General features: G+C 68.1%; 17 protein-coding genes. 7 read left to right on the top strand and 10 right to left on the bottom strand.

Going from position 1 to position 23,454, the window contains the following annotated elements; genetic code table 11:
- Positions 1-1,146: a DNA-processing protein DprA gene (dprA, locus tag RMP06_RS14880; protein WP_409050180.1), complete on the top strand. Its 1,146-nt coding sequence runs from the start codon at positions 1-3 to the stop codon at positions 1,144-1,146.
- Positions 1,147-1,221: 75 nt separating this feature from the next.
- Positions 1,222-1,671, top strand: a complete 450-nt coding sequence (locus RMP06_RS14885; protein ID WP_310462568.1) for a Smg family protein — start codon at positions 1,222-1,224, stop codon at positions 1,669-1,671.
- Between the two features lie 33 nt (positions 1,672-1,704).
- Here RMP06_RS14885 and RMP06_RS14890 read toward each other — a convergent pair whose 3' ends face one another.
- From RMP06_RS14890 to yajC, 4 genes are all read right to left on the bottom strand, one after another.
- The gene (locus RMP06_RS14890) at positions 1,705-4,239 is read right to left on the bottom strand and encodes a DUF1631 family protein (RefSeq protein ID WP_310462569.1); all 2,535 of its coding nucleotides are present in this window, start codon (positions 4,237-4,239) and stop codon (positions 1,705-1,707) included.
- A gap of 90 nt (positions 4,240-4,329) precedes the next feature.
- Positions 4,330-5,373, bottom strand: a complete 1,044-nt coding sequence (gene secF / locus RMP06_RS14895) for a protein translocase subunit SecF (RefSeq protein WP_310462570.1) — start codon at positions 5,371-5,373, stop codon at positions 4,330-4,332.
- Positions 5,374-5,385: 12 nt separating this feature from the next.
- Positions 5,386-7,296, bottom strand: coding sequence for a protein translocase subunit SecD (gene secD, locus RMP06_RS14900; protein ID WP_310462571.1), 1,911 nt, complete (start codon positions 7,294-7,296; stop codon positions 5,386-5,388).
- 21 nt (positions 7,297-7,317) lie between these two features.
- Complete coding sequence (yajC, locus tag RMP06_RS14905; protein ID WP_310462572.1) at positions 7,318-7,641, bottom strand: preprotein translocase subunit YajC; 324 nt, start codon at positions 7,639-7,641, stop codon at positions 7,318-7,320.
- 137 nt (positions 7,642-7,778) lie between these two features.
- Between yajC and RMP06_RS14910 the strand changes: the two genes are divergently transcribed.
- Entirely contained in the window at positions 7,779-9,647 is a 1,869-nt protein-coding gene (locus RMP06_RS14910; protein WP_310462573.1) for a putative bifunctional diguanylate cyclase/phosphodiesterase, read from the top strand.
- A 22-nt stretch (positions 9,648-9,669) separates the two neighbouring features.
- On the opposite strand, the gene RMP06_RS14915 is transcribed toward RMP06_RS14910, so the two are convergent.
- Together RMP06_RS14915 and RMP06_RS14920 are read right to left on the bottom strand one after the other, a co-directional pair.
- On the bottom strand, positions 9,670-11,430 hold the full coding sequence (locus tag RMP06_RS14915) for a S8 family peptidase (protein WP_310462574.1): 1,761 nt from the start codon (positions 11,428-11,430) through the stop codon (positions 9,670-9,672).
- 128 nt (positions 11,431-11,558) lie between these two features.
- Positions 11,559-13,628: an ATP-dependent helicase gene (locus tag RMP06_RS14920; protein ID WP_310462575.1), complete on the bottom strand. Its 2,070-nt coding sequence runs from the start codon at positions 13,626-13,628 to the stop codon at positions 11,559-11,561.
- 98 nt (positions 13,629-13,726) lie between these two features.
- Between RMP06_RS14920 and RMP06_RS14925 the strand changes: the two genes are divergently transcribed.
- Positions 13,727-13,999, top strand: a complete 273-nt coding sequence (locus tag RMP06_RS14925; RefSeq protein ID WP_310462576.1) for a VF530 family protein — start codon at positions 13,727-13,729, stop codon at positions 13,997-13,999.
- Positions 14,000-14,005: 6 nt separating this feature from the next.
- On the opposite strand, the gene RMP06_RS14930 is transcribed toward RMP06_RS14925, so the two are convergent.
- Complete coding sequence (locus RMP06_RS14930) at positions 14,006-15,097, bottom strand: aminoglycoside phosphotransferase family protein (RefSeq protein WP_409050176.1); 1,092 nt, start codon at positions 15,095-15,097, stop codon at positions 14,006-14,008.
- Between the two features lie 63 nt (positions 15,098-15,160).
- Here RMP06_RS14930 and RMP06_RS14935 point away from each other — a divergent pair, with 63 nt between their 5' ends.
- Genes RMP06_RS14935 through rsmA form a run of 3 tightly spaced genes read left to right on the top strand, consistent with a single transcriptional unit; the run spans position 15,161 to position 19,818 of the window.
- On the top strand, positions 15,161-17,614 hold the full coding sequence (locus RMP06_RS14935) for an LPS-assembly protein LptD (RefSeq protein WP_310462577.1): 2,454 nt from the start codon (positions 15,161-15,163) through the stop codon (positions 17,612-17,614).
- Entirely contained in the window at positions 17,611-18,981 is a 1,371-nt protein-coding gene (locus tag RMP06_RS14940) for a peptidylprolyl isomerase (protein WP_310462578.1), read from the top strand. The genes RMP06_RS14935 and RMP06_RS14940 overlap by 4 nt, the downstream gene beginning before the upstream one ends.
- Before the next feature lie 27 nt (positions 18,982-19,008).
- Positions 19,009-19,818, top strand: a complete 810-nt coding sequence (rsmA, locus tag RMP06_RS14945; RefSeq protein ID WP_310462579.1) for a 16S rRNA (adenine(1518)-N(6)/adenine(1519)-N(6))-dimethyltransferase RsmA — start codon at positions 19,009-19,011, stop codon at positions 19,816-19,818.
- Between the two features lie 236 nt (positions 19,819-20,054).
- Here the strand turns inward: rsmA and RMP06_RS14950 are convergent, their stop codons facing one another.
- From RMP06_RS14950 to RMP06_RS14960, 3 genes are all read right to left on the bottom strand, one after another.
- The gene (locus tag RMP06_RS14950; protein ID WP_409050181.1) at positions 20,055-20,573 is read right to left on the bottom strand and encodes a barstar family protein; all 519 of its coding nucleotides are present in this window, start codon (positions 20,571-20,573) and stop codon (positions 20,055-20,057) included.
- Positions 20,489-20,884: a guanyl-specific ribonuclease gene (locus tag RMP06_RS14955; RefSeq protein ID WP_409050177.1), complete on the bottom strand. Its 396-nt coding sequence runs from the start codon at positions 20,882-20,884 to the stop codon at positions 20,489-20,491. The genes RMP06_RS14950 and RMP06_RS14955 overlap by 85 nt, the downstream gene beginning before the upstream one ends.
- A gap of 167 nt (positions 20,885-21,051) precedes the next feature.
- A complete protein-coding gene (locus tag RMP06_RS14960; RefSeq protein WP_310462581.1) occupies positions 21,052-23,346 on the bottom strand; it encodes an NADP-dependent malic enzyme in 2,295 nt (764 codons plus the stop codon).
- Positions 23,347-23,454: the final 108 nt, after the last annotated feature.

Raw genomic sequence — 23,454 nt, forward strand, 5'->3', positions numbered from 1 at the left:
GTGGCCGACCTCCACACGGCCACGGCCGCGCTGGCCCGCGACGAACTCGCGGCGTGGCTGCGCTTGCTGGAAACCCCTGGCATCGGCCGCCAGCGCGCGCGCCGGCTGCTGCGGGCGTTTGGCGGGCCGCGGGAGGTCTTCGAGGCGTCGCCGGCCGCGTGGCGCGAGGTGCTCGACGGCCACAAGGTCAGCGAGGCATTGGCGCGTCCACCTGAAGGCCACGACGCGCTGGTAGAGCGCACAGTGCAGTGGCTGGAGCAACCCGGCTGTCACCTGCTGGTGCTCGGCGATCCGGTGTTTCCGTCCAGCTGGATGGAGCTGGTCGATCCGCCGCTGGTGCTGCATGCCCGGGGTCGGCTGGAGCTGCTGGGCATTGACGCGCTGGCCATCGTCGGCAGCCGCCATCCAACGCCGCAGGGGGCCGACAACGCCTTCCAGTTCGCGGCAGCACTGAGTGAAGCGGGGATGGTGGTCGTGTCCGGGCTGGCGCAGGGCATCGATGGGGCCGCGCACGAAGGCGCACTGAGTGGCCCCTCCGGCACCATCGCCATCGTCGGCACCGGGCTGGACCGGGTCTATCCGCGCCAGCACCACGCACTCGCCGGGCGGATTGCCACCGAAGGGCTGATGCTGTCCGAACACGTGCTCGGCACCCCGCCGCTGGCGCCGCATTTTCCGCAGCGCAACCGCCTGATCGCTGGCCTGGGCCGCGGCACGCTGGTCGTCGAGGCAGCGTTGCAGTCCGGCTCGCTGATCACCGCGCGGCTGGCGATGGAGTGCGGGCGCGAGGTGTTCGCCATCCCCGGCTCCATCCACAGCCCGCAGGTCAAGGGCTGCCACAAGCTGATCAAGGACGGCGCCAAGCTGGTCGAGACCACGCAGGACATCCTCGACGAACTGCACTGGGGCACCAGCACCACGGTCCGTCCAGCCAAGGACCAGGCGGCACCACTGAAGGTCGCTGACGACCAGCCGGAAGACCCGCTGCTGCAGGCTCTCGGCTGGACACCCACCACGCTCGACGCACTGCAGGCCCGCACCGGATGGCCCACGTCGGAACTCAACATCCGCCTGCTGGAACTGGAGCTGTCCAGTCAGGTGATCCGCCTGCCGGGTCAGCTGTTTCAGCGCCAGTCGAACGCGTGACTCCATGCACGGGGGGCGCGGGCACAGGGCGGGTGCACACCCGCCATCCCTGGGTCGCTCAGGTATAGTGGATTCATGTTCGACGTGCTCGTTTATCTTTACGAAAACTATTGGCGGCCCGACGCTTGTCCGGAACACGCCCAGCTTTCGCGCAAGCTCACTTCCGTGGGTTTCGAGAGCGACGAGATCGAGGACGCCCTCAGCTGGCTGGACGGTCTGGCCAACGTGGCCGAATCCCAGGCCAAGGCGCAGAGCCCCCTGTCCCTGCGTGTCTATACCCCCGCGGAGCAGGACCACCTGGGCACCGCATCGATTGCCTTCCTGAGTTTCCTCGAATCGGCCGGCGTCCTGCCTGCGCCCATGCGCGAGATCGCCGTCGACCGGGCCATGGCGACCACCGGCGCGCTCGCGCTGGAAGACCTGAAGATCATCGTGCTGATGGTGTTCTGGAGCATCGGCGAAGAACCCGATGCGCTGATCCTCGACGAGCTGTTCGTCGATGCCGAGGACCGGCTGATCCACTGAATCCGCTGCAGCACGGCTGCCGCACGCGGCCTCTCAGTGCAGCAGGCGCCCCGGGTCGGCGTCGAGCTTGGCCAATGCATCGCGCGTGGCACGCACGGTCAGCGATTCTTCTTCCACCGGCACCAGCAGCCCCGCTTGCAGGAAGGCCGCCAGACGGTGCTTCTGGAACAGGATGCCGCGCCCCTGCGGTGACACGAACAGGCTGAACTGCTTGCGCGTGCCTTGCCAGGCGAGCTGCACATTGGCGATGGTGTCGCGGTAGTCCAACCGGAACCAGCTGCCCACGCTCAGGTTGTTCGACCAGGCGACCATCGCCGGTGTGGGCATCGAGCCGCCCTCGGCCACGACCTCCAGGTCCTTGGTCTCGTGGCCGGAGAGATCGCGCACCATCGACTCGTCGATCTCGATGTGGTCCACGTCCGGCAGCATGTCCTCCAGCGTCTCCAGCTGCATCATCAGCTCGTTGAGACGCTCGGTCGGGATGGTGGCGCTGCGGGCCGAGAACGCTGCCTGCAGTGCGTTGTTCAGCGCCTGGATGTACTCGTCCTGGCGCGGCACTGGCACGCCGGCCGACACCATGCCCTCGCGCAGCTTTTTCAGCAGCGGCGACAGTCGACGGATCGCCTCGGACCGCTCCTCGCGCGACACCTTGGCACTCGCCAGCCAGATCAGGTCGGCCGCGGCCTTGCGCATGGCCTTGGTCGGCTCGCTGGCCTGTCCGGCCTTGACCGCCGTCGTTGCCAGCACATCCGCCCAGACGTGGAACAGGAACTCGCGCACACCGTCGTGGACCGGCACCTCGTTGAGCATCTTGCGCAGCTCGATCGTGTACTGGATCGCCAGCGTCTCGCGCTGCTCGATCTGCTGGGCCAGCGACACGCCCTTGCTCGCAGCGAGGTGGGCGGACTTGAAGTAGTCCTCCAGGAAACGCTCGAACTCGGTCAGCACGGTCTGGAACACACGCCGCCCGGTATCCGGATACGCCTCGACCACCTGCACGACCCGCTTGATCTCGCGCTCCATCGGTTCGCTCACACCAGCGCTGCCCGCCTCGAACCCCATCACACAGGCGCCCATGCGGTCGATCAGCTTGCGCGTCGGGTGGTCGATGGTGGCGAAGAAGTCCGGCTCGGCAATCGCCACGCGCAGCACCGGCATCTGCAGCCGCGCAAACCACACCCGCACCGCGGCCGGAATGCGCTCCTCGGTCAGCAGGCTCTGGAACATGAGTGCGACCACCTCGATGGTGGCGCGCTCGACCGGCGTGGTCGCGGCCTGCTTGAGGGCCGCCTTGCGCGCTTGCAGCTCCTGCAGCAGACCCGGCGTGCTGACCGCCGCCGACTGCGACAGCACCGGCACGTTGCCACGGGCATCCGGGCTTGGATCGAATCGGTGCTGCACGGCGGCCTGCACCTCGTTGATCGCTGCGCGCAAGCCGGCCGATGCGGGCGGATGCGGCTGCGCAATCGTCGAGCTGTAGAAATCGGGCACCTGGCGCGACACCAGCCGGTTGAGCCGGCCGAGCACCGCCTCGGCCTGCTCGATGCTGCGCAGCAAGCCGGGCGACCGCGTCATCATCCGGGTCTCTTCCTGCACGTCGCCGCGCCCGGTCAGGTCGGCATCCGCCCCCCCGGCGGCACCACCGGAACGCCTCAGGTCGGCCATGGCGGTCGGTGCGTACTGGTGGGCGTTCTCGGGCGTCATGCCCTGGTAGCCACCGGCACCCGAACCCGCGCGCGGCTGCAGACTCGGCGGTGACGGGAAACGCTCTCCCCGCGCCGCGACCGGCGCAACCGGCGCGGAGTGGCTGCCCCCAGAACCCCCCGGCGTGGCGCGTGCGCCAGCAAGCGCGCTGCCGCCACGTTCAGCACCACCAGCCACGATCGACTGGGCTGGCGTCGGCCCGGCATCCCGGCTGCGCCGGATGAACTGGCGCAGATTGACTTCCGGACACACGCCCTGGCCGATCAGCCAGCGGTTGGTCTCGTGGTAGGCCTCGTGGACCAGTCCGGCAAATTCTTCGTGGAGCAGTGTCTGGACCAGGCGCCAGTGTTCGACCGACAGCCCTGCCGTGCGCCAGCTGTCCACAGCGGCACGCGCCAGCGCGTGCGGACGCAGCACATCGTGCGGGTCCATCTCGTCGCGCCGGTCCAGCGCCGACATGCGGTAGCGCAGGTCGGAGAACTCCCAGCTCGCCTTGTCCATCATGGCCAGTGCCATGCGCGAGACGAGGATCTCGAGATCGATCGTGGAGTCATCGACCAGCGCCAGTTCCCCCGCGCGGGTCGCCGTGGGCCGGGCACCATGCGCCGGCGCCGGATGGCCTGCGAGGACCGTGGCCAGATAAGCCACGAACGACTGTTGCCAACTCGCCGCCTGGCGCGGCAGATCGACCAGCAGATCACGGCGCTTGAGCATCACGTCCGGTGTGCCGACCTGGGTGCACTGCTCGCGCAGGCGGTCGATGACGGCGCGCACCGTGCGGCTCAGGCTGCGGGACACCTGATCGCAGTAGAGACGGCGGGCCTGCGCAGCAAGAACCGAGGACGGGGCAGCAGCGGAGGCCATGGGTATCGAGCCGGAGTCCGTGCGAACGGATCAGTAAATGAAAGAACCTTCTACTCTACACCAGCCCTGCACAGCCCAGAACAGCCTCCGTCAGACGACGGCACCAGAATTCGGATCGTTCGGATCCTGGTCCTTGCGGGCGCCACTGATCAGATCTTCGCGTTTGACGCCCAGCCACATGGCGATGGCCGCGGCCACGAACACCGACGAGTAGATGCCGAACAGGATGCCGATCGTCAGCGCCAGCGCGAAGTAGTGCAGCGTCGGGCCACCGAACAGCAGCATCGACAGCACCATCATCTGGGTGCAGCCGTGGGTGATGATGGTGCGGCTCATCGTGCTGGTGATGGCGTGGTCGATCACCTCGGGCGTCGTCATCTTGCGGAACTTGCGGAAGGCCTCGCGGATCCGGTCGAAGATCACCACCGACTCGTTGACCGAGTAGCCCAGCACCGCCAGCACCGCCGCCAGCACCGACAGCGAGAACTCCCACTGGAAGAAGGCGAAGAAGCCCAGGATGATGATCACGTCGTGCAGGTTCGCGATGATCGCGGCGACCGCGAACTTCCACTCGAAGCGGATTGCCAGATAGGCCATGATCCCGATGACCACGAAGGCCAGCGCCTTCAGGCCGTCTTCCGCCAGCTCCTTGCCGACCTGCGGGCCGACGAACTCGCTGCGGTTGAGCTTGAGCGGCTCGGTGGCCGTGGCGCCTGAACCGGCTTCGCAGGCCTGGCGGCTGATCGTCTCGCCCTTGGCAGTCGTCGTCTGCACCGGCTTGAGCAGGCCGCCTTCGGCCGCGCAGAGCTGGGCGTAGACACGGCCGACCACTTCGGATTGCTTCACGTCACCGCGCAACGGCAGGCGGATCAGCACGTCGTGCGAGGTGCCGAACTTCTGCACCTGCACCTCGCCGAAGTGCATCGCCTCGACCGTGGCGCGCACCTTGGCGATGTCGGCGCTCTGGGCGTATTCGGTCTCGATGACCGTGCCGCCCGTGAACTCGATCGACAGGTGCAGCCCGCGGGTGAACAGGAACAGCACCGCCAGCGCGAAGGTCAGGAACGAGATGGCATTGAAGACCAGCGCATGCCGCATGAACGGGATGTCGCGCTGGAGTCGGAAAAATTCCATGGCGGAGTCCTGTCAGGCTTTGGGGGTGGTGACGGCGGTCGAGGTCGAGGGCGAATCAGTCCCGGGCCTGGCGGCCGGTTTCCAGACCTGCCCGATCGAGACGCCCTGCAGCTTCTTCTTGCCGCCGTACCAGAAGTTCACCAGCCCGCGCGAGAAGAACACGGCCGAGAACATCGAGGTCAGGATGCCCAGGCAATGCACGACCGCGAAGCCACGCACTGGCCCCGAGCCGAAGGCCAGCAGCGCGATGCCCGCGATCAGCGTCGTCACGTTCGAATCCAGGATGGTCGCGAAAGCGCGCTCGTAGCCAAGGTGGATGGACATCTGCGCCGAGGTGCCGTTGCGCAGTTCCTCGCGCACACGCTCGTTGATCAGCACGTTGGCGTCGATCGCCATACCCAGCACGAGCGCGATGGCGGCGATGCCCGGCAGCGTGAGCGTGGCCTGCATCATCGACAGGATCGCCACCAGCAACAGCAGGTTCACCGCCAGCGACAGCGTCGAGAACACGCCGAAGAGCATGTAGTAGGCGCACATGAAGACGGCGATCGCGAGGAAGCCGTACAGCACGCTGTCGAAGCCCTTGGCGATGTTCTCGGCGCCCAGGCTCGGGCCGATCAGGCGCTCCTCGATGATCTCCATCGGTGCGGCCAGCGAGCCGGCGCGCAGCAGCAGCGCGGTGTCGGCCGACTCGATCGGCGTCATCGAACCCGAGATCTGCACCCGGCCGCCGCCGATTTCCGAGCGGATCACCGGCGCGGTCACGACCTCGCCCTTGCCCTTCTCGAACAGCAGGATGGCCATGCGCTTGCCGATGCTCTCGCGGGTCACGTCACGGAAGATGCGCGAACCACGGGCATCCAGCGACAGGTGAACGGCGGGCTGGTGGTTGTCGTCGAAGCCGGCCTGCGCGTCGGTGAGGTTCTCGCCGGTCAGCACCACCTGGCGCTTGACGATGATGGGCACACCGCCGCGTTCCAGGAACTTCTCGGTGCCGAAGGGCACCGGGCCACCGCCGGTCAGCGCGGCTTGCGCCTCGGCGCTGTCGTCGACCATGCGCACTTCGAGCGTCGCCGTGCGGCCGATGATGTCCTTGGCCTTGGCGACATCCTGCACCCCTGGCAACTGCACGACCACGCGGTCGGCGCCCTGCTGCTGGATCACCGGCTCGGACACGCCCAGCTCGTTGATGCGGTTGTGCAGGGTGTTGATGTTCTGCGTCAGCGCCTGCTGGCCGACGTTGCGCACCGCCTCGGGCTTGATGCGGCCGGTCAGCTTCAGCTCGGTCGGGTCGGTGCCTTCGGTCCAGGCCATGTCGGCCTGGGCATCGGTCAGCGCGAGGCGGGCCTTGTCGAGCGTTTCACGGTCACGCAGGCGCACTTCGACCGTGTCACCGCTGCGCTGGATGCCGCTGTGGCGGATTGACTTGTCGCGCAGCAGCGTGCGCACGTCGCCCGTCAGCGACTCGGTCTTCTTGGTCAGCGCTGCGGCCATGTCGACCTGCATCAGGAAATGCACGCCCCCGCGCAGGTCCAGACCCAGGTACATCGGCAGCGCGTGCAGGCTGGTCAGCCACTGCGGCGAACGCGAGACCAGGTTCAGCGCAACGATGTACGCCGGGTCGGCCGGATCGGGGTTGAGCGCCTTGACGATCGCGTCACGTGCCTTGAGCTGCGCATCGGTGTCGGCCAGACGGGCCCGCACCGACAGGCCTTCGAGCTGCACGAAGTCCGGCTGGAGACCGGCCGCCTTGACCGCCTGTTCGACGCGCGGAACCATGCCGGCATCGATCTTGACGGTCGCCCGGGCACTGGAGACCTGGATGGCCGGTGCCTCGCCGAAAAAATTGGGCAGGGTGTACAACAACCCCACCACCACGGCGATGGCAAGGACCAGGTACTTCCACCAGGGATAGCGGTTCATCGTGCTGACTTCGGACGGGGTTTACTTGATCGTGCCCTTGGGCAGAACCTGGACCACCGCGCTGCGCTGGAGCTGCACGACGACATTGCCGGCGATCTCGACCGACACGTACTGCTCGTCCACCTTGGTGATGCGGCCCAGCAGCCCCCCGCCGGTGACCACTTCGTCGCCCTTGCCGATCGCGTCGATCATGGCCTTGTGCTCCTTCTGCTTCTTCATCTGGGGACGGATCATGATGAAGTACAGCACCACGAACATCAGCACCAGCGGCAGCATCTGCGTCAGGGACGACATGCCGCCAGCGGCGGCGCCTGCGGTCTGTGCGTAGGCATTGGAAATGAACACGATCAAGCTCCTTGACGGGGAAGGACAGGGGTTGTCAGATGAGACAAAGCGTTGGATTGTAGGGCCCCGGCACGGTGCCCGCCAAAGGGCTGGACCCGCGGGGATCAAGCCCGCTCAGGTGCCTCCGATAAGAGGACATGGTTTCCTCCTCCCTGCCCCCCGCCAGAGGACCGGCGGCGTACCGCGCCGCGCCGCCGCTCCTGGATGCCGCACGCCGTGATGACGGTGACGCCACCCCGCTGCGGGTGCTGCTGCAGGTAGACCATCCCTGGCGGGCGACGCTGGCCAGCGCCCTGCTCGACCACGGCCTGCAACCCGTGTTGCCGAGCGACGATGGTCAGGCCCCGGCGGACGTGGTGGTGCGGGAGTTCAGCAGCCGGCTGGCGCCCGGCAGCGCCCGCCGCCCTGCCTCGGCGGCCAGTCAACCCATGATCGCCTGGCTGAACTTGCGCCCCGGCGACGACGCTTCGGCGCTGCGCCACCGGGCGCTTGATGCCGGCGCGGTGTCGCTGGTCCAGGCCAGCCACCACCCCGACGAACTGGTCCGCGTCACCGCCCACCTGGGTCGGCTGCGGCCCGACCATGCAGCGGCCGGCGGCCCCATGCTCCCGACACTGCACGCTGCACTGGCCCGCGTGCTGCAACAGGCCAGTACCCGTACCGACCTCGGCGCCCTGGTGCTGCTGGACTTGCAGCGTTTCGACGAGGTCGTGCTGACGCTCGGCCCCAGCCTGCGCGACCCGCTGCTGCGGGCGATCGAACACCGCCTGCAGATGGCGCTGATCGCCATCAGGGCCCGCCATGCCGGCCGCCTGCGGGCGCAGTTGACCCGCCACGAGGAGGGTCTGGCGGTCATCGCCAGCCCGCTGCTGCGCTCGGCCGACGCGCAAGCGCTGGCCTGCGAGTTGCTGCAGCGGCTGGACGACCCGGTCGATGTGGGTGACCACCGGATCGTCGTCGGCGGCCACGCCGGCGTGGCCGTGTTTCCGCACGACGGCCACCAGCCCGAGGTGCTGGTCCGCCACGCCACGCTCGCGCTGCACGAGGCGCGCCGACAGGGCCGCAACGGCTGTGTCGTCTACAGCCCGGTACTGGGCCGCGGGGCCATGCGCCGGCTGCAACTGGAAGGTGCCCTGCGCCGGGCGCTGGCGCAATCGGCCTTCACGCTGCAGTTCCAGCCGCAGGCCGACCTGCACACCGGCGCGCTCACCGGCGCCGAGGTGCTGCTGCGCTGGCACGACCGCGACCTCGGTCGGGTCGAACCGACCGAGTTCATCGCGCTCGCCGAAGACACCGGCCTGATCACCCGGATCGGCGCCTGGGTGCTGCAACACACCTGCCAGCAGATCCGCCAATGGCGCGACCAGGGGCTGGACGTGCCGCGCATTGCCGTCAACGTGTCGCGGCTGGAAGTGGTGCAGCCGGGATTCGTGGCCGGTGTGCTCCAGGCCCTGGTGGACCACGGTTTGCCCGGCGGCACGCTGACGCTGGAGCTGACCGAACCGGCGCTGATGCACGACCCCGAGCGCCTCGGCGAGCGCCTGCAGGCACTGCGGGCGGCCGGTGTGCGGATCGCGGTGGACGATTTCGGGAGTGGCTATTCGTCACTGGCCCGCTTGAGCCAGCTGCCGCTGGACGAGCTGAAGATCGACCGCGTCTTCCTCGCCACACTGGAGGGCAACGGCGCCAAGGTGGCCGCCGCGGTCATCGGGATGGGCCATTCGCTGGGGCTGCGTGTGCTCGCCGAAGGCGTCGAGCGCGAGGACCAGCTCGATTTCCTGCGCCGCCACGGCTGTGACGAGTTCCAGGGCCACCTGCTGTCCCACCCGCTCGACGCCGCCACGATGGGCCAGGTGCTGAGCCACGCCCGCATCCAGCACCGGCTGGTGATGGACACGTTCTCGCCGGCACCCGCGCCGGCGCCGCCGACACGGATGCCGCCGTTCCCGAGCCTGCCCACCCTGCCCATGCAGGAAACTGAAACCGCGGGCGGACGCGACCGGTAACGGACCACACCCGCGGCCGGGGTTACTGCTGCAGCAGGTTCAGCACGTACTTGCCGCTCGTCGCCCCGGTACCGCCAGCGGCATACAGCACCCGCACGCGGTACAGCTGCGCGACGGTGGTCGTGTTGGTCACCTTGACCGTTTCCGGCAGACCGGCCGCATTGGCGCTGCTCGCGACCAGCGCGCCCGCAGGGTTGTACAGGGAGAGCTGGTAGTTCTGAGTCGCGGCCGCCATGTTGAGCGTGGCCGACAGCGTCTTCCCCGGTGCGACGGACACCATGTAGTAATCGGTGTCCGACGCAGACGCCATCGTGCCACCCACCACGGCATGGGTGGGCGTGATCGCCTGCGCCGTCGCGAAGGTCTCGTTGGGTTCGATCCCGGTCACCGCCGTCGGCAGCGAGGCCATCGCCGTGTCCACCGCCTTCTTCGCGTCCAGGATGCCCGCACCGCCACCGCCGGAGAACGCCACCGGGAAGGGCTTGGCCGAACTCTTGATCATCGCCTCGACCTGGTCGGGCGTGAGCGCCGCGTTCTTCGACAGCATCAACGCCGCCACACCCGCCACGTGAGGCGCGGCCATCGACGTGCCCTGGTAATAGACGTAGTTGTCAGCGCCCGGCGTGCTGGTGCCGGCGTTCAGCGTCGAGAGGATGCCGTCCGCGCCCGGTGCGGAGATGTCCACCGCCGTGCCGTAGTTGGAGAACGAAGCCTTTGTCCCGGTGCGGGTGGTGGCCCCGACCGCGATGACCCCCACGCAGTTCGCCGGCGAGAACAGCGACACATTCGCGTTGGAGTTGCCTGCCGAGACCACGACCACCGTGCTGCGGGCACGTGCCGAGTTGATCGCGTTCTGCAGCGTCGCGCCGCAGGTGGACTGGCCGCCCAGCGACATGTTGATCACGCGCACCGGGTTGGCGTTGGTCGGCACGCCGGTGACAGCGCCACCCGAGGTCCAGACGATCGCGTCGGCGATGTCCGAGGTGTAGCCACCGCAGCGCCCCAGCACCCGGGCCGGGACAATCTTGGCGCCGTAGGCCACACCCGCCACGCCGGCCCCGTTGTTGCTGACGGCAGCAATGGTGCCGGCGACGTGCGTGCCGTGCCAGCTGCTGCTGGATGCGCCAGAGCCCGTGCCGCAACCCCCCGCCACGCTCCAGTCACCCGGGTCCCGGGGGTCGGTGTCACGGCCGGTGCCGTCGTTCGACACGGCCGTGTTGATGATGAAGTCGTAGCCGGGCAGGATGTTGGCCGCCAGATCGGCATGCGGCCGGTAACCTGTGTCGATCACGGCCACCTTGATGCCCGCGCCAGTCGCCCGGTCCCAGGCGGCCGGCAGGTTGATGCCGGCCACCGCCTCGTAGTAGTGCCACTGGTTGGCGAAGTAGGTGTCGGTCGGCACGAACTGTGGCTGCATGCGCACGTCGGGCTCGATCGACTCGATCGACGCATCGGTGGCCATCAGGTCGGCGGCCAGTGCGCGGATCTGGGATTCCGGCAGCGCGCGGTCCATGCGCATCACGCTGGCCCCGTTGAACACGGTCCGGTGGTGCCGGACCACCACGCCCGCGCGCTTGCCGGCGCGGTCGGCCCGGTCACGCCGGCCCGTTTCGTCGGCCGCATCGCTGGTGCGGTACTTGACGATGAACTGGTCGGTGAACTGCCCCACTGCCGTGGCGGTCGGTATCGACGGCCCGCCCGCCTGTGCCCAAGGCACGCACACCACCGCGGCTGCGGCCGCCACCAGCATCAGGCGCAGGCCTGAGTTGATCCGATTCGACATGAAAAGACTCCCTGAAGACATCACTCGACGTAGCGCGGGCAACGCCCGGCACCGAATTCTGATCCGATGTGAAATTATTCGCGAAACTCGAATTTGCAACCAACGGGGACAATCGTCAGCAATTTATCTCAGGCGGGTGGCTTGCCTGCCTGCGCAGCCCGCGCCGCGAACGCTGCGCGCTGCGCCGCGATCCGGTCGCGCGGGTTCTCCTTGACAACCCGCTCGTCGAGCTTCATCTCCCCGATGAACCGGCTCGGGAAGGCCCGCTTCATCTCGCGCCCGCGCTTTTGCCGCAACAACGTGGACACCAGCAGCGTGCGCCGGGCGCGGGTAATGCCCACGTACATCAGGCGGCGTTCCTCCTCCAGACGCTCGGCGGTCATGTCTTCCTCGTCGCGCTTGAAGGGCAGCGTGCCCTCGTTGACGCCGACCAGCACGACGTGTGGCCACTCCAGCCCCTTGCTGGCGTGCAGCGTGGACAGGGTGACCATGTTCTGGTCCTGGTCACCACGCTCGGCCAGGCTCAGGATCACGCTGATCGACTGCGCCACCTCCAGCACGCTCTTCTTCTGCGTCTCCACGGTCATGCCGCCGTCGTTGTCGATCTCGCCGCCGCAGCGCTTGGCCACCCAGTCGATGAAGTCGATCACGTTCGACCAGCGCGCCGCGGCGACCTTGGGGTTCTCCTCGTTGTCGAGCAGGTGCTGCTCGTAGCCGATGTCGGTGAGCCACTCCATCAGCATCGGCCGGGCCGCTTCCGCGCCGACGGTCTGGCGGGCGCGGTATTCGAGGTCGTTCACGGTGCGGCCGAACTCGTGCAGCGAGCCGACCGCCTTGGCGCTCAACGCCGTGCCAAGCGACTCCTGGAACAGCGCCTCGAACAGGCTCACGCGCCATTTGCCGGCGAAATCGCTCAGCGCGGCCAGCGTCGTGTGGCCGATGCCGCGCTTGGGCGTGGTCACGGCGCGCAGGAAGGCGGGGTCGTCGTCCTGGTTCACCAGCAGCCGCAGCCAGCCGCACAGATCCTTGATTTCCGCGCGGTCGAAGAAACTCTGGCCGCCAGAGACCTTGTAGGGAATCTGGGCCTTGCGCAGCGCCTCTTCGAGCTTGCGGCTCTGGTGGTTGGCGCGGTAGAGGATGGCGAAATCCTTCCACTCGGTGATGCCGGTGTACTCGCCCGTGGTGTTGGCCCGAATCACCATGATCCGGGTCACGGCGCGCTCGGCCTCGTGCTCTTCCTGGTCGGATTCGACCACCTTGACCGGCTCGCCCTCGCCCAGGTCGCTCCAGAGCTTCTTCTGGAAGATCTTGGGATTCAGCGCGATGACATTGTTGGCGGCGGTCAGGATGGCGCCGGTCGAGCGGTAGTTCTGCTCCAGCGGGATGACCTTGAGGTTCGGATAGTCCAGCGGCAGGCGTTTCAGGTTCTCGATCGTCGCGCCGCGCCAGCCGTAGATGCTCTGGTCGTCGTCGCCCACGGCGGTGAAGAGGCCGTCCTGCCCGACCAGCGCCTTGAGCAGGTCATATTGGGTCGCGTTGGTGTCCTGGTATTCATCGACGAGGACGTGGCGCAGTTTGCGCTGCCACTTCAGGCGGGTTTCCTCGTCGGTCTGCAGCAGCCTCAAAGGCAGGCTGATCAGGTCGTCGAAATCCACCGCCGAATACGCCGCCAGCCGCTCTTCGTAGAGTTTCATCACGCGGGCGGCGATGCGCTCGTCGTCGTCCTTCGCGGCGGCCTCGGCCTGTTCGTGGCTGAGGCCGTTGTTCTTCCACAGGCTGATGGTCCACTGCCAGCGCCGGGCGAGCTTGGCGTCGGTGGTGGCACCCGCATCGCGCAGCACGCCGAGCACGTCGTCCGCGTCCAGGATCGAGAACTTCGGCTTCAGCCCGAGCCGCTCGCCATCCTCGCGCAGCAGCCGCACGCCGAGGCTGTGGAAGGTCGCGATCAGCAGATCCTTCGACGCCCGCGCCCCCACCAGCACCCGCGCCCGCTCGCGCATTTCCTGCGCCGCCTTGTTGGTGAAGGTGATGGCGCCGATCTGCGACGGCGCGATGCCCTCCTGCAGCAGTCGCGCGATCTTGTGCGTGATCACCCGCGTCTTGCCCGAGCCGGCGCCCGCCAGCACGAGGCAGGGGCTGTGCAGGTGGTAGACGGCCTGGAGCTGGGCGGGGTTGAGGGTGGCGGGGGCTTCGGCCATGGGGGACGCGCGGGGAGCGCGGAATGGAGCAAGCGGGGGCGGATGATAGCGAGGCGAGAAACCCCGTCGAGCGAAGCCCCACAGGCAGAATCCCGCCGATGCACGATCCCGCCACCCCTGCCCCGCCAGCGGCTCCGTCCGCCCAGCCCCGCAACCCGCTCCACGGCCTGACCCTGGAGCACATCGTCACCACGCTGGCCGACCACTACGGCTGGGACGGGCTGAACGAGCGCGTGCCGGCGCGCTGTTTCGCCAGCAACCCGAGCGTCAAGTCGAGCCTGAAATTCCTGCGGCAGACGCCCTGGGCGCGGGAGAAGGTCGAGAGCCTGTACCTCTACCTGCAGCGGGAAGTGCGTCGGCAGCAGCGTTGAGTTCCCTCAGAACGTGTAACCCGTCTTGACCTCGACGTTCTCCAGCGCCTCCAGCAGCCGCGACAGCGGGCGCAGCACCGAGTAACGCGACGCCACGTGGTGGGCGTTGCGCCAGACCAGCGGGATGTCCTTCAGGTAGCCGTCCTTGCCATCGCGGTGGTGCAGGCGCGAGAAGATGCCGAGCACCTTGAGGTGGCGCTGCAGCCCCATCCATTCGTAGTCGCGCCAGAAGGTGCCGAAGTCGTCGGCGACCGGCAAGCCCGCCTTGCGCGCACGCTCCCAGTAGCGCACGGCCCAGTCGATCTGGATGGATTCGTCCCACTCGATGTAGGCGTCACGCAGCAGCGACACCACGTCATACGTCACCGGCCCCCACACGGCGTCCTGGAAGTCGAGCACGCCCGGTGCGGCCGGATCGGCGCCCACCATCAGGTTGCGGCTGTGGAAATCGCGGTGGACCAGCACGCAGGGCTGCGCCTCGCAGACGCGGGTGATGGTCTGCAGCGCCTCTTCGAGCACCTGGCGCTGCGTGTCGTCGAGCGTGAAACCACGGTGGCGGGCGATGTACCACTCGGGGAACAGGTCCAGCTCGCGGCGCAGCAGCGCGGCGTCATAGGCCGGCACCTGGCCCTCCGCCGGAATCTGCTGCAGGCGGACCAGGGTGTCGAGCGCACCCTGGTAATGCGCGTCGGCGACCTTCAGGCCGGCGGCGGTGGTGAAGTCCTGCGCCTGCAACTCGGCCAGCAAGGTGCGCTCGCCCAGATCGGACAGCAGCAGAAAACCCTGCGCCTCGTCCCACGCCAGCACCTCGGGCGCGTTCAGCCCGCCCTGGCGCAGCAGGCCGGCGACCTGGACGAAGGGGCGGCTGTCCTCGCGGTCGGGCGGGGCGTCCATGACGATGCACGCCACCTCGCCACGGGCACTGTCAACGCGGAAGTAGCGCCGGAAGCTCGCGTCGGCGCTGGCCGGGCGCAGGCTGTCGGGGCGCAGGCCGTGGGCGTCGGCCTGCGCCGCCAGCCAGGTGTCGAACGCGGTGCGGCGCTGGTCGTCGGGCCAGTGGATGGAAGTCGGAGCGTCAGCAGGGGTCACGGGGGCCATCTCGGAGCATGAAATAATCGATCGATTCTAGCGAGCTGCCCCTGGGGCACCCCACTGCCTTCCGTGCCGAACCGACCTGCTCCTGCCGATGTCCGCCGCTCCTGGTCGGGCCGCGCCTGCCCGCTGGTGCTGGTGTGGATTGCGGCGCTGGTGCCCGTCGCGGTCGCCGCCCAGTCCTGCGTGGCACGCGCGCCCGAATGGGCCACGCAGGGCCTGCGGCTGCCGGTGGTGGAGGGCGCGACAGCTGGCGCACCCGACGATGACCGCGTCCACCTGGAAGCGGACCACCTCAGCGGTCAGACCGGTGAGTCGTTGATCGCCGATGGCCGCGCCCAATTGCGCCGCGGTCTGCTGACCTTGCAGGCCGAGCACCTCGAATACCGCCAGCGCGACGACCGCGTCAAAGCCTCCGGGCAGGTGCTGCTGGTGCGCGGCGACGACCGCTACGAGGGCAGCGAGCTGACGCTGAACACCGAACACCAGGAGGGTTACTTCCTGGATCCGCGCTTCTACCTCGGCCGCAACCAGGCGGGCGGCCGTGCAGAACGGGTCGATTTCATCGGCAAGAACCGCATGGTGGTGCGCGGCGCCGCGTACAGCAGCTGCGAGCTGGTCGATGGCGAAACGACCCCGTGGGTGCTGACGACCCGGCGCGTGCGGCTGGACTTCGACGCCAACGAGGGCGTGGCCGAAGGCGCCGTGCTGCGCTTCTACGGCGTGCCGATCCTGGCCGTGCCGGTGCTGAGCTTTCCGGTGACGGACGCGCGCAAGTCGGGCTGGTTGCCTCCGCTGATCACCACGTCGAGCAACAACGGTGTGGGGCTGTCGGTGCCCTACTACTGGAACATCGCGCCCGAGCTGGACGCCACGCTGACGCCCACGCTGCTGAGCAAGCGCGGCGCCGGTCTGGACAGCGAATTCCGCTATCTGCAGCCACGGTGGCGTGGCGAGGTCAACGGCTTCTGGCTGCCGCACGACCTGACCGCTGGCGGCAGCCGCTGGGCCGCCCGCTGGACCCAGCAGGGCGAGCTGCCCGACGACCTGCGCTACGACTGGCACCTGCTGCGCGTCTCCGACGACAACTACTGGAAGGACGGTCTGCGCGGCGCCGAGTCGCTCACGCCGCGCCTGCTGTCGAGCACGGCCCAGGCGCAGCAGCGCCGCCTGCTGCAGGTGCGCGGTCTGGGCGAGGTCGAGCAGCAGCTTTATGCGCGTCTGCAGCAGTGGCAGGCGCTGCAGGACACCGACCCCGCCGTCCGCATCGACGCGCCCTACCAGCGCACGCCGCAGCTCGGCGTCCTGTGGAGCAACCACGGCGGACCACTGCAGTGGTCGTTGCAGACCGAGTTCAACCACTTCACCCACACCGATCCGGCCCGCATCGGCGGCAGCCGAATCCACGCGCTGGGCCAAGTGGCGCTGCCGCTGGGTGACGAAGGCTGGCGGCTGACCCCCAAGGCCAGCTTCAATGCCGCCGGCTACCAGGTCGACCAGCCGCTGAGCGATGGCCGCACCCGCGCCGGTCGGGTGATCCCGAGTGTCAGCCTGGACAGCGCCTGGTCACTCGACCGCGAGACCCGCGGCTTCGGCCGTGACCTGACCCAGACGCTGGAGCCACGGCTGCTCTACGCCTACACGCCGTGGCGCGACCAGTCGGCCCTGCCGAACTTCGACAGCGCCGCCCTCGACTTCAACGCCACCACGGTGTTCTCGGAGAACGTGTTCTCGGGCGTGGACCGCGTCTCCGACGCCCACCAGATCACCGGCGGCCTGACCACGCGCTACCTCGACCGCCGCAGCGGCGCCGAGCTGGCGCGCCTGGGTGTGGCGCAACGCTACCGACTCGCCGACCAGCGCATCACCGCCGACGGGGACACGGCAACCAGCCGCTTCTCGGACGTGCTGGTGCAAGGCTCCATCACGGCAATCCCGCACTGGACGCTGGACAGCTCGCTGCAGTTCAACACCGACACCGACCGCGTGGTGCGCACCATCACCAGCGTGCGCTACTCGCCCGGGCCGCTGCGCACGCTCTATGCAAGCCACCGTCTGAAACGCGACGCCAGCGAGCAGCTCGCGCTGGGCTGGCAGTGGCCGATCGACGGGCTGCTGGCGCCGCTGGCCCGCCTGATCGATGCGCCGGCCGCGGACAGTCCGGTCCGCGCGGCGCGCAGCAGCACCTCGTCCTGTGACGGCCGCCTCTACGGCGTCGGCGCGCTCGACTACAGCCTGAAGGACCGGCGCATCAGCGGCGCCATCGTCGGCGTCGAATACGATGCGGGTTGCTGGATCGGCCGCGTGGTCGCCCGGCGCCAGTCCACCAGCCTGCAGGCCGCGTCGACGCAACTGATGGTGCAGCTGGAGCTGGTGGGGCTGTCCCGCCTCAATGCCGGCACCAACCCGCTGGCGGTCTTGAAGGACAATATCCCCGGCTACCAGCTGCTGCGCGACCCCAAGGCCGCTGCCGCCTCTGCCGTCCACCCACCCGCCACCGGTGGCGACACCGACACCCCATGACCGAGCTGCAGACACTGTCCCCCGACGCGCGTGCCGCGCGCTCCGCCTTGATGACGCCGCGCCTCAGTCAGGCGCTGGCCTTGACGCTGCTGCTGGCGGCCAGCCTGCTGTGCGGCCCCATCGACGCCCTGGCCCAGACCGCACGCCGCAGCGGCGACTACATCGTGGCAGTGGTCAATCAGGAACTCGTCACCAACAGCGAAGTGCAGCAACGTCTGTTGCGCGCCGAGCAGGAAGCCGCCAGCAGCAACACGCGGCTGCCGGACCGCGACACGCTGATGCGCGAGCTGCTCGACCAGCTGATCGACGAACGCGCCCAGCTCGGCGCGGCCCGGGATGGTGGCGTGCGCGTGGACGAGACGGAAATCGACCGGGCTGTCACCAACGTCGCGGCGCAGAACAAGGTCACCGTGCCGCAGCTGCGCGAGCGTCTGCGCACCGAGGGCATGGACTTCGTCCGCTTCCGCAACAACCTGCGTGACCAGATCCTGCTGGAGCGGGTGCGCGAACGCGAAGTGCAGAGCCGCATCCGCATCAACGACGCCGACATCGAGGCCTGGCTGGCCGAGCAGCGGGAGAAGAACGGGGCCGCGACGGAATACAACATCGCCCAGATTCTGCTGTCGGTGCCGGAAAACGCCGCACCGGCCATCGTCACGCAGCGCCGCCAGCAAGGCGTGGCGCTGCTGCAGCGCTTGCGCTCAGGGGAGGATTTCGCGGCGCTGGTGCGCGAGGCCTCCGATGGCAGCAAGGACCGCAGCGGCGAGATCGGCCTGCGCCGCGCCGACAAGCTGCCCGACGCGTTCGTGGATGCGGTCGGTCCGCTGCGGGCGGGTGAGGTGGCACCGCAGGTACTGCGCTCGGGCGCGGGCTTCCATGTACTCAAGCTGGTCGAGCGCCGTGAAGCCGCGCTGACCGTGGCGCAGCAGCATGCACGCCACATACTGCTGCGCCCCGGCCCGAAGCTGACGCAGGACGCGGCCATCCGCCGCCTGGCCGGCTACAAGCGCCAGATCGAAGCCGGCACCGCCAAGTTCGACGACCTCGCCCGCCAGCACTCGGAAGATGGCAGTGCGGCCAACGGCGGCGACCTCGGCTGGGCGTCGCCGGGCCAGTTCGTGCCGGAGTTTGAACAGACGATGTCGGCGCTGCGACCGGGCTCGATGGCCGATCCGGTCGTCTCGCGCTTTGGCGTGCACCTGATCCAGCTGCTGGAGCGCCGCGACCAGCGCCTGGAGCCGCGCGAACAGCGCGAGATGGCCCGCGCCGCGCTGCGCGAGCAGAAATCTGAAGATGCCTACAGCGACTGGGCCCGCGAGGTGCGCGCCCGCGCCTACGTCGAGCTGCGCGATCCGCCCGGCCAGTGATTCCCCGCCTCCACGAGTCCATCCCCTTTGAAACACATTCCCCGCAAGCGCTTCGGCCAGCATTTCCTCACCGACGGCGCCGTGCTCTCGGCCATCGTGCGCGCCATCGATCCGCGACCCGGTGAGGCGGTGGTCGAGATCGGCCCGGGCATGGGGGCGATGACCGATCCGATCGTCGAATGCTGCAAGCACCTGACGGTGGTCGAACTCGACCGCGATCTGGCCGCCCGACTGCGCAAGCGGCCCGAGCTGACGGTGATCGAATCCGATGTGCTGAAGGTCGATTTCCGGGAGATCGCCCGCCTCGCCCGCGCCACTTATGGCGAGGCGCACAAGCTGCGTGTGGTCGGCAACCTGCCGTACAACATCTCCAGCCCGATCCTGTTCCACCTGCTCGACTTCGTCGATGTGGTGGAGGACCAGCACTTCATGCTGCAAAAGGAAGTCGTCGCCCGCATGGCCGCTTCGCCGGGCAGGAAGGACTTCGGTCGGCTGTCGGTGATGCTGCAGTGGCGCTATGACATCGAGTCGCTGATCGACGTGCCGCCGGAGTGCTTCGATCCGCCGCCACGGGTGGATTCGGCCGTCGTGCGGATGACGCCGCTGCAACACCCGCCGGCGGTGGACGTGGCGCTGCTCAGCGAGCTGGTGGCGGTGGCGTTCTCGCAGCGCCGCAAGATGCTGCGCAACACGCTGGGCCATTGGCTGAACGAGCGCTGCGGCGACGATGTGCCGGTGTTCGATCTGCAGCGGCGCGCCGAAGAGGTACCGGTGGCGGATTACGTGGCACTGGTGGCCGCCGTGGGTCAGCGAGACGCCGCCTCGACAGCACCATGAAAGAAGCCCGCACGGGGCGGGCTTCTTGTGGTCGTCAGGGACGCTGTGGCGTGCTGCCGTCTGAGTCTGTCTTCATGCCGCAGCCGCGAGGGCTGAGGTGTCGAAGGCACTGCTCATCAGTGGCATGTGCGGCGCGAAGGCCGGTGCAGCGTTCTTGCTCGGTTTCGGTGGCGGCTTCACAGGTTCCGCCGGGGCTCCATCAGCCCGCTCCCATTGCCCTTGGTCCTGGGAGCGGGCTACTGAAAAGAATAGAAACATCGGAAGGGTATCTTCCGTTCTCCCCAGTAGTCGGAGGCATCGCGGAACACGTCGAGCAGTTGCTCGCGGGCCTCGCGGTCGAACTTGGCGTTGTCCGGCAACTGCTCCAGCACAAGGACAAACCCTGCCTGCGCCCCGGACTTGTTGACCAGATCGGTCATGCAGTCGTAGAGCGCGTCGAGGTTCTTGCCGAAGTGGGCCGGGAACAGGAACGCCTTGGCAATCGACTCCAGCACTTCCGGTTTGGAAGACGCTTCGGCCAGATTGGCGTAGAGAAAGTGGTGGCCCAGGTCTTGGGCCGCCGACATGAGGTCGTCCACTCGGAAGGCCCGGATGGCCTGCACGATGTTCGGACGCACGGTCTGCATAAGCATGGTGGATGGTCCCTTAGGGCTCTCGATCCTCGTCGAAGTCACGGTGCGATGCGGCGAAAGCTCGCGTAGTGGTCTTGCGTGTAGAAACAAACATCCGGGGTCGTCGGCTCCCGTCCACCGCAGATGATGCGCCGCGCTCCCCGGTCGCGCGATCCTGCCGTCGGGACGGTATATTCTCTGTAGTATCCTCGGGTCTCCCGCGGCAGAAGCCGCTCCCGATTGCCGAACACCGAGCCGTCCTTGCTCGGATATCGGAACGGGCCTCCGGTCAGAATTCGTCGATGGGTATCGGCGGCTTCTGGTGGAAGTTCGGAGAGCCGAGCCACCGTGTCGGAGTCGCCCCGTGCCAACACTGGCTGCGACACCCCCAGCCCGGCGCCCAGAAACACGGCCACCAGTGACGCCAGTGCCACCCTTTTGACCAGATTTAACACGGGTTTTCCTGAATTCTGAAGGGGGCGATGGTACCGAATCAGGGCGCCAAGCTCAAGCGTTTGCCTCAATTTTCAGCAGAACATCAGGGCCATCCGCGCAAGTAAGCGGGTACGAACTCCCGGCGGAGGCCCTGCAGTGCCGACTCGGGCCGGCACTGGGGGCGTTTTCAGCGCACCGCGTTGGCGTCGGCCACCGTCAGCGCCGTCATGTTGACGATGCGCCGCACCGTCGCCGACGGGGTCAGCACATGCACTGGCTTGGCCGCCCCCAGCAGCACCGGGCCGATCGCGATGCCCCCACCGGCGGTCGTCTTCAGCAGGTTGTAGCTGATGTTGGCTGCGTCGATGTTGGGCAGCACCAGCAGGTTGGCCTCGCCCGTGAGCGTGCTGCGCGGCATCATCTCGGCGCGGTAGGCCGGATTGAGCGCGGTGTCTCCGTGCATCTCGCCATCCACCTCCAGCCAAGGGGCGGCCTCGCGGATCAGCGCCAGTGCCTCGCGCATCTTCACGGCAGAAGGCTCGTTGCTCGATCCGAAGTTCGAATGCGAGAGCAGCGCCGCCTTGGGCTGCAGACCGAAGCGGCGCATCTCCTCGGCCGCCAGGATCGTGATCTCGCAGAGCTGCTCGGCGGTCGGGTCGTAGTTGACGTGGGTATCGACCAGGAAGATCTGGCGGCCCGGCAGCACCAGCCCGTTCATGCAGGCATAGGTGTTGACGCCCTTGCGCCGGCCGATGACCTGGTCGATGTACTTCAGGTGGTACGAGGTCGAACTCCAGGTGCCGCAGATCATGCCGTCCACCTCACCGGTGTGCAGCAGCATCGCCGCGATCAGCGTCAGGCGCCGGCGCATCTCGATCTTGGCGAGTTGCTCGGTCACGCCCTGGCGGTCCGTCATGGCGTGGTACAGCTCCCAGAAGTGGCGGTAGCGGGCGTCGTCATCGATGTTGACGATCTCGTAGTCGCGGCCTTCTTCCAGACGCAGCCCCAGCTTGACGATGCGGGTGCGGATGACGTTGCCACGCCCGACCAGCACGGGATAGGCCAGGCCCTCGTCCACCACCACCTGCACGGCACGCAGCACACGGCGGTCTTCGCCCTCGGCATAGGCGACACGCCGCGCCTTGGCGCGCTTGGCCACCGCGTAGATCGGCTTCATCACCGTGCCGGCGGCATAGACGAATGCGCGCAGCTTCTCGACGTAGGCATCCATGTCGGCGATCGGGCGCGCGGCCACGCCGCACTCGGCCGCCGCCCGCGCGACAGCCGGTGCGATCTGCATCATCAGGCGCGGGTCGAAGGGCTTCGGGATCAGGTATTCCGGGCCGAAGGACAGCGTGGCGCCGCCATAGGCCGCCGCGACCACATCGTTCTGCTCCGCCTGCGCCAGCTCGGCGATGGCGCGCACCGCGGCGATCTCCATCTCGTCGGTGATCGTCGTCGCGCCACAATCCAGCGCGCCACGGAAGATGTAGGGAAAACACAGGACGTTGTTGACCTGGTTCGGGTAGTCCGAGCGGCCGGTGGCCATGATCGCGTCGTCGCGCACCGCCTTGACCTCTTCCGGCATGATTTCCGGCGTCGGGTTGGCCAGCGCGAAGATCAGCGGGTTGGCCGCCATCGTCGCCACCATGTCAGCCTTGAGCACGCCGCCCGCCGACAGCCCCAGGAAGATGTCGGCGCCGACGATGGCCTCGCGCAGCGTGCGCTGGTCCGTGGCTTGCGCGAACTCGGCCTTGTCCGGGTCCATCAGCTCGGTGCGGCCTTGGTAGACGACACCGACCAGGTCCGTCACCCAGATGTTTTCCCGCGGCAGGCCCATCTTGACCAGCAGGTTCAGGCAGGCCAGCGCTGCCGCCCCCGCGCCCGAGGACACCAGCTTGACCTGCTGCATGTCCTTGCCGTTGACCTTCAGTCCGTTCAGCAACGCCGCCCCGACGACGATGGCCGTGCCGTGCTGGTCGTCGTGGAACACGGGGATCTTCATGCGCTCGCGCAGCTTGCGCTCGACGTAGAAGCAGTCCGGCGCCTTGATGTCTTCGAGGTTGATGCCGCCGAAGGTCGGCTCCAGCGACGCGATGATGTCCACCAGCTTGTCGACGTCGTTCTCGGCGATCTCCAGGTCGAACACGTCGATGCCGGCGAACTTCTTGAACAGCACCGCCTTGCCCTCCATCACCGGCTTGGACGCCAGCGGGCCGATGTTGCCCAGACCCAGCACCGCGGTGCCGTTGGTCACCACCGCGACGAGGTTGCCGCGCGAGGTGTAGCGGAAGGCGTTGGCCGGATCGTCCACGATCTCCTCGCAAGCGGCGGCCACCCCCGGCGAATACGCCAGCGCCAGGTCGTGCTGGTTGACCAGTTGCTTGGTCGCGGCGATGGCGATCTTGCCTGGCGTCGGGAACTCGTGGTATTCGAGCGCAGCGCGGCGCAATTCGGCTTGCTTCTGTTCGGAGGTGGTCATGGGCGGATCGTCAGAATGGCGAAAGGAAAGGCGGAAGGGCTGGCGATTGTAGGAAGGGGACAGCCCCTGTGCGCGCGGATGGCTACCCTATCGCAGCATGGGGCCATG

It is taken from the genome of Sphaerotilus sp., assembly GCF_031429695.1.
Classification (GTDB): domain Bacteria; phylum Pseudomonadota; class Gammaproteobacteria; order Burkholderiales; family Burkholderiaceae_C; genus Sphaerotilus.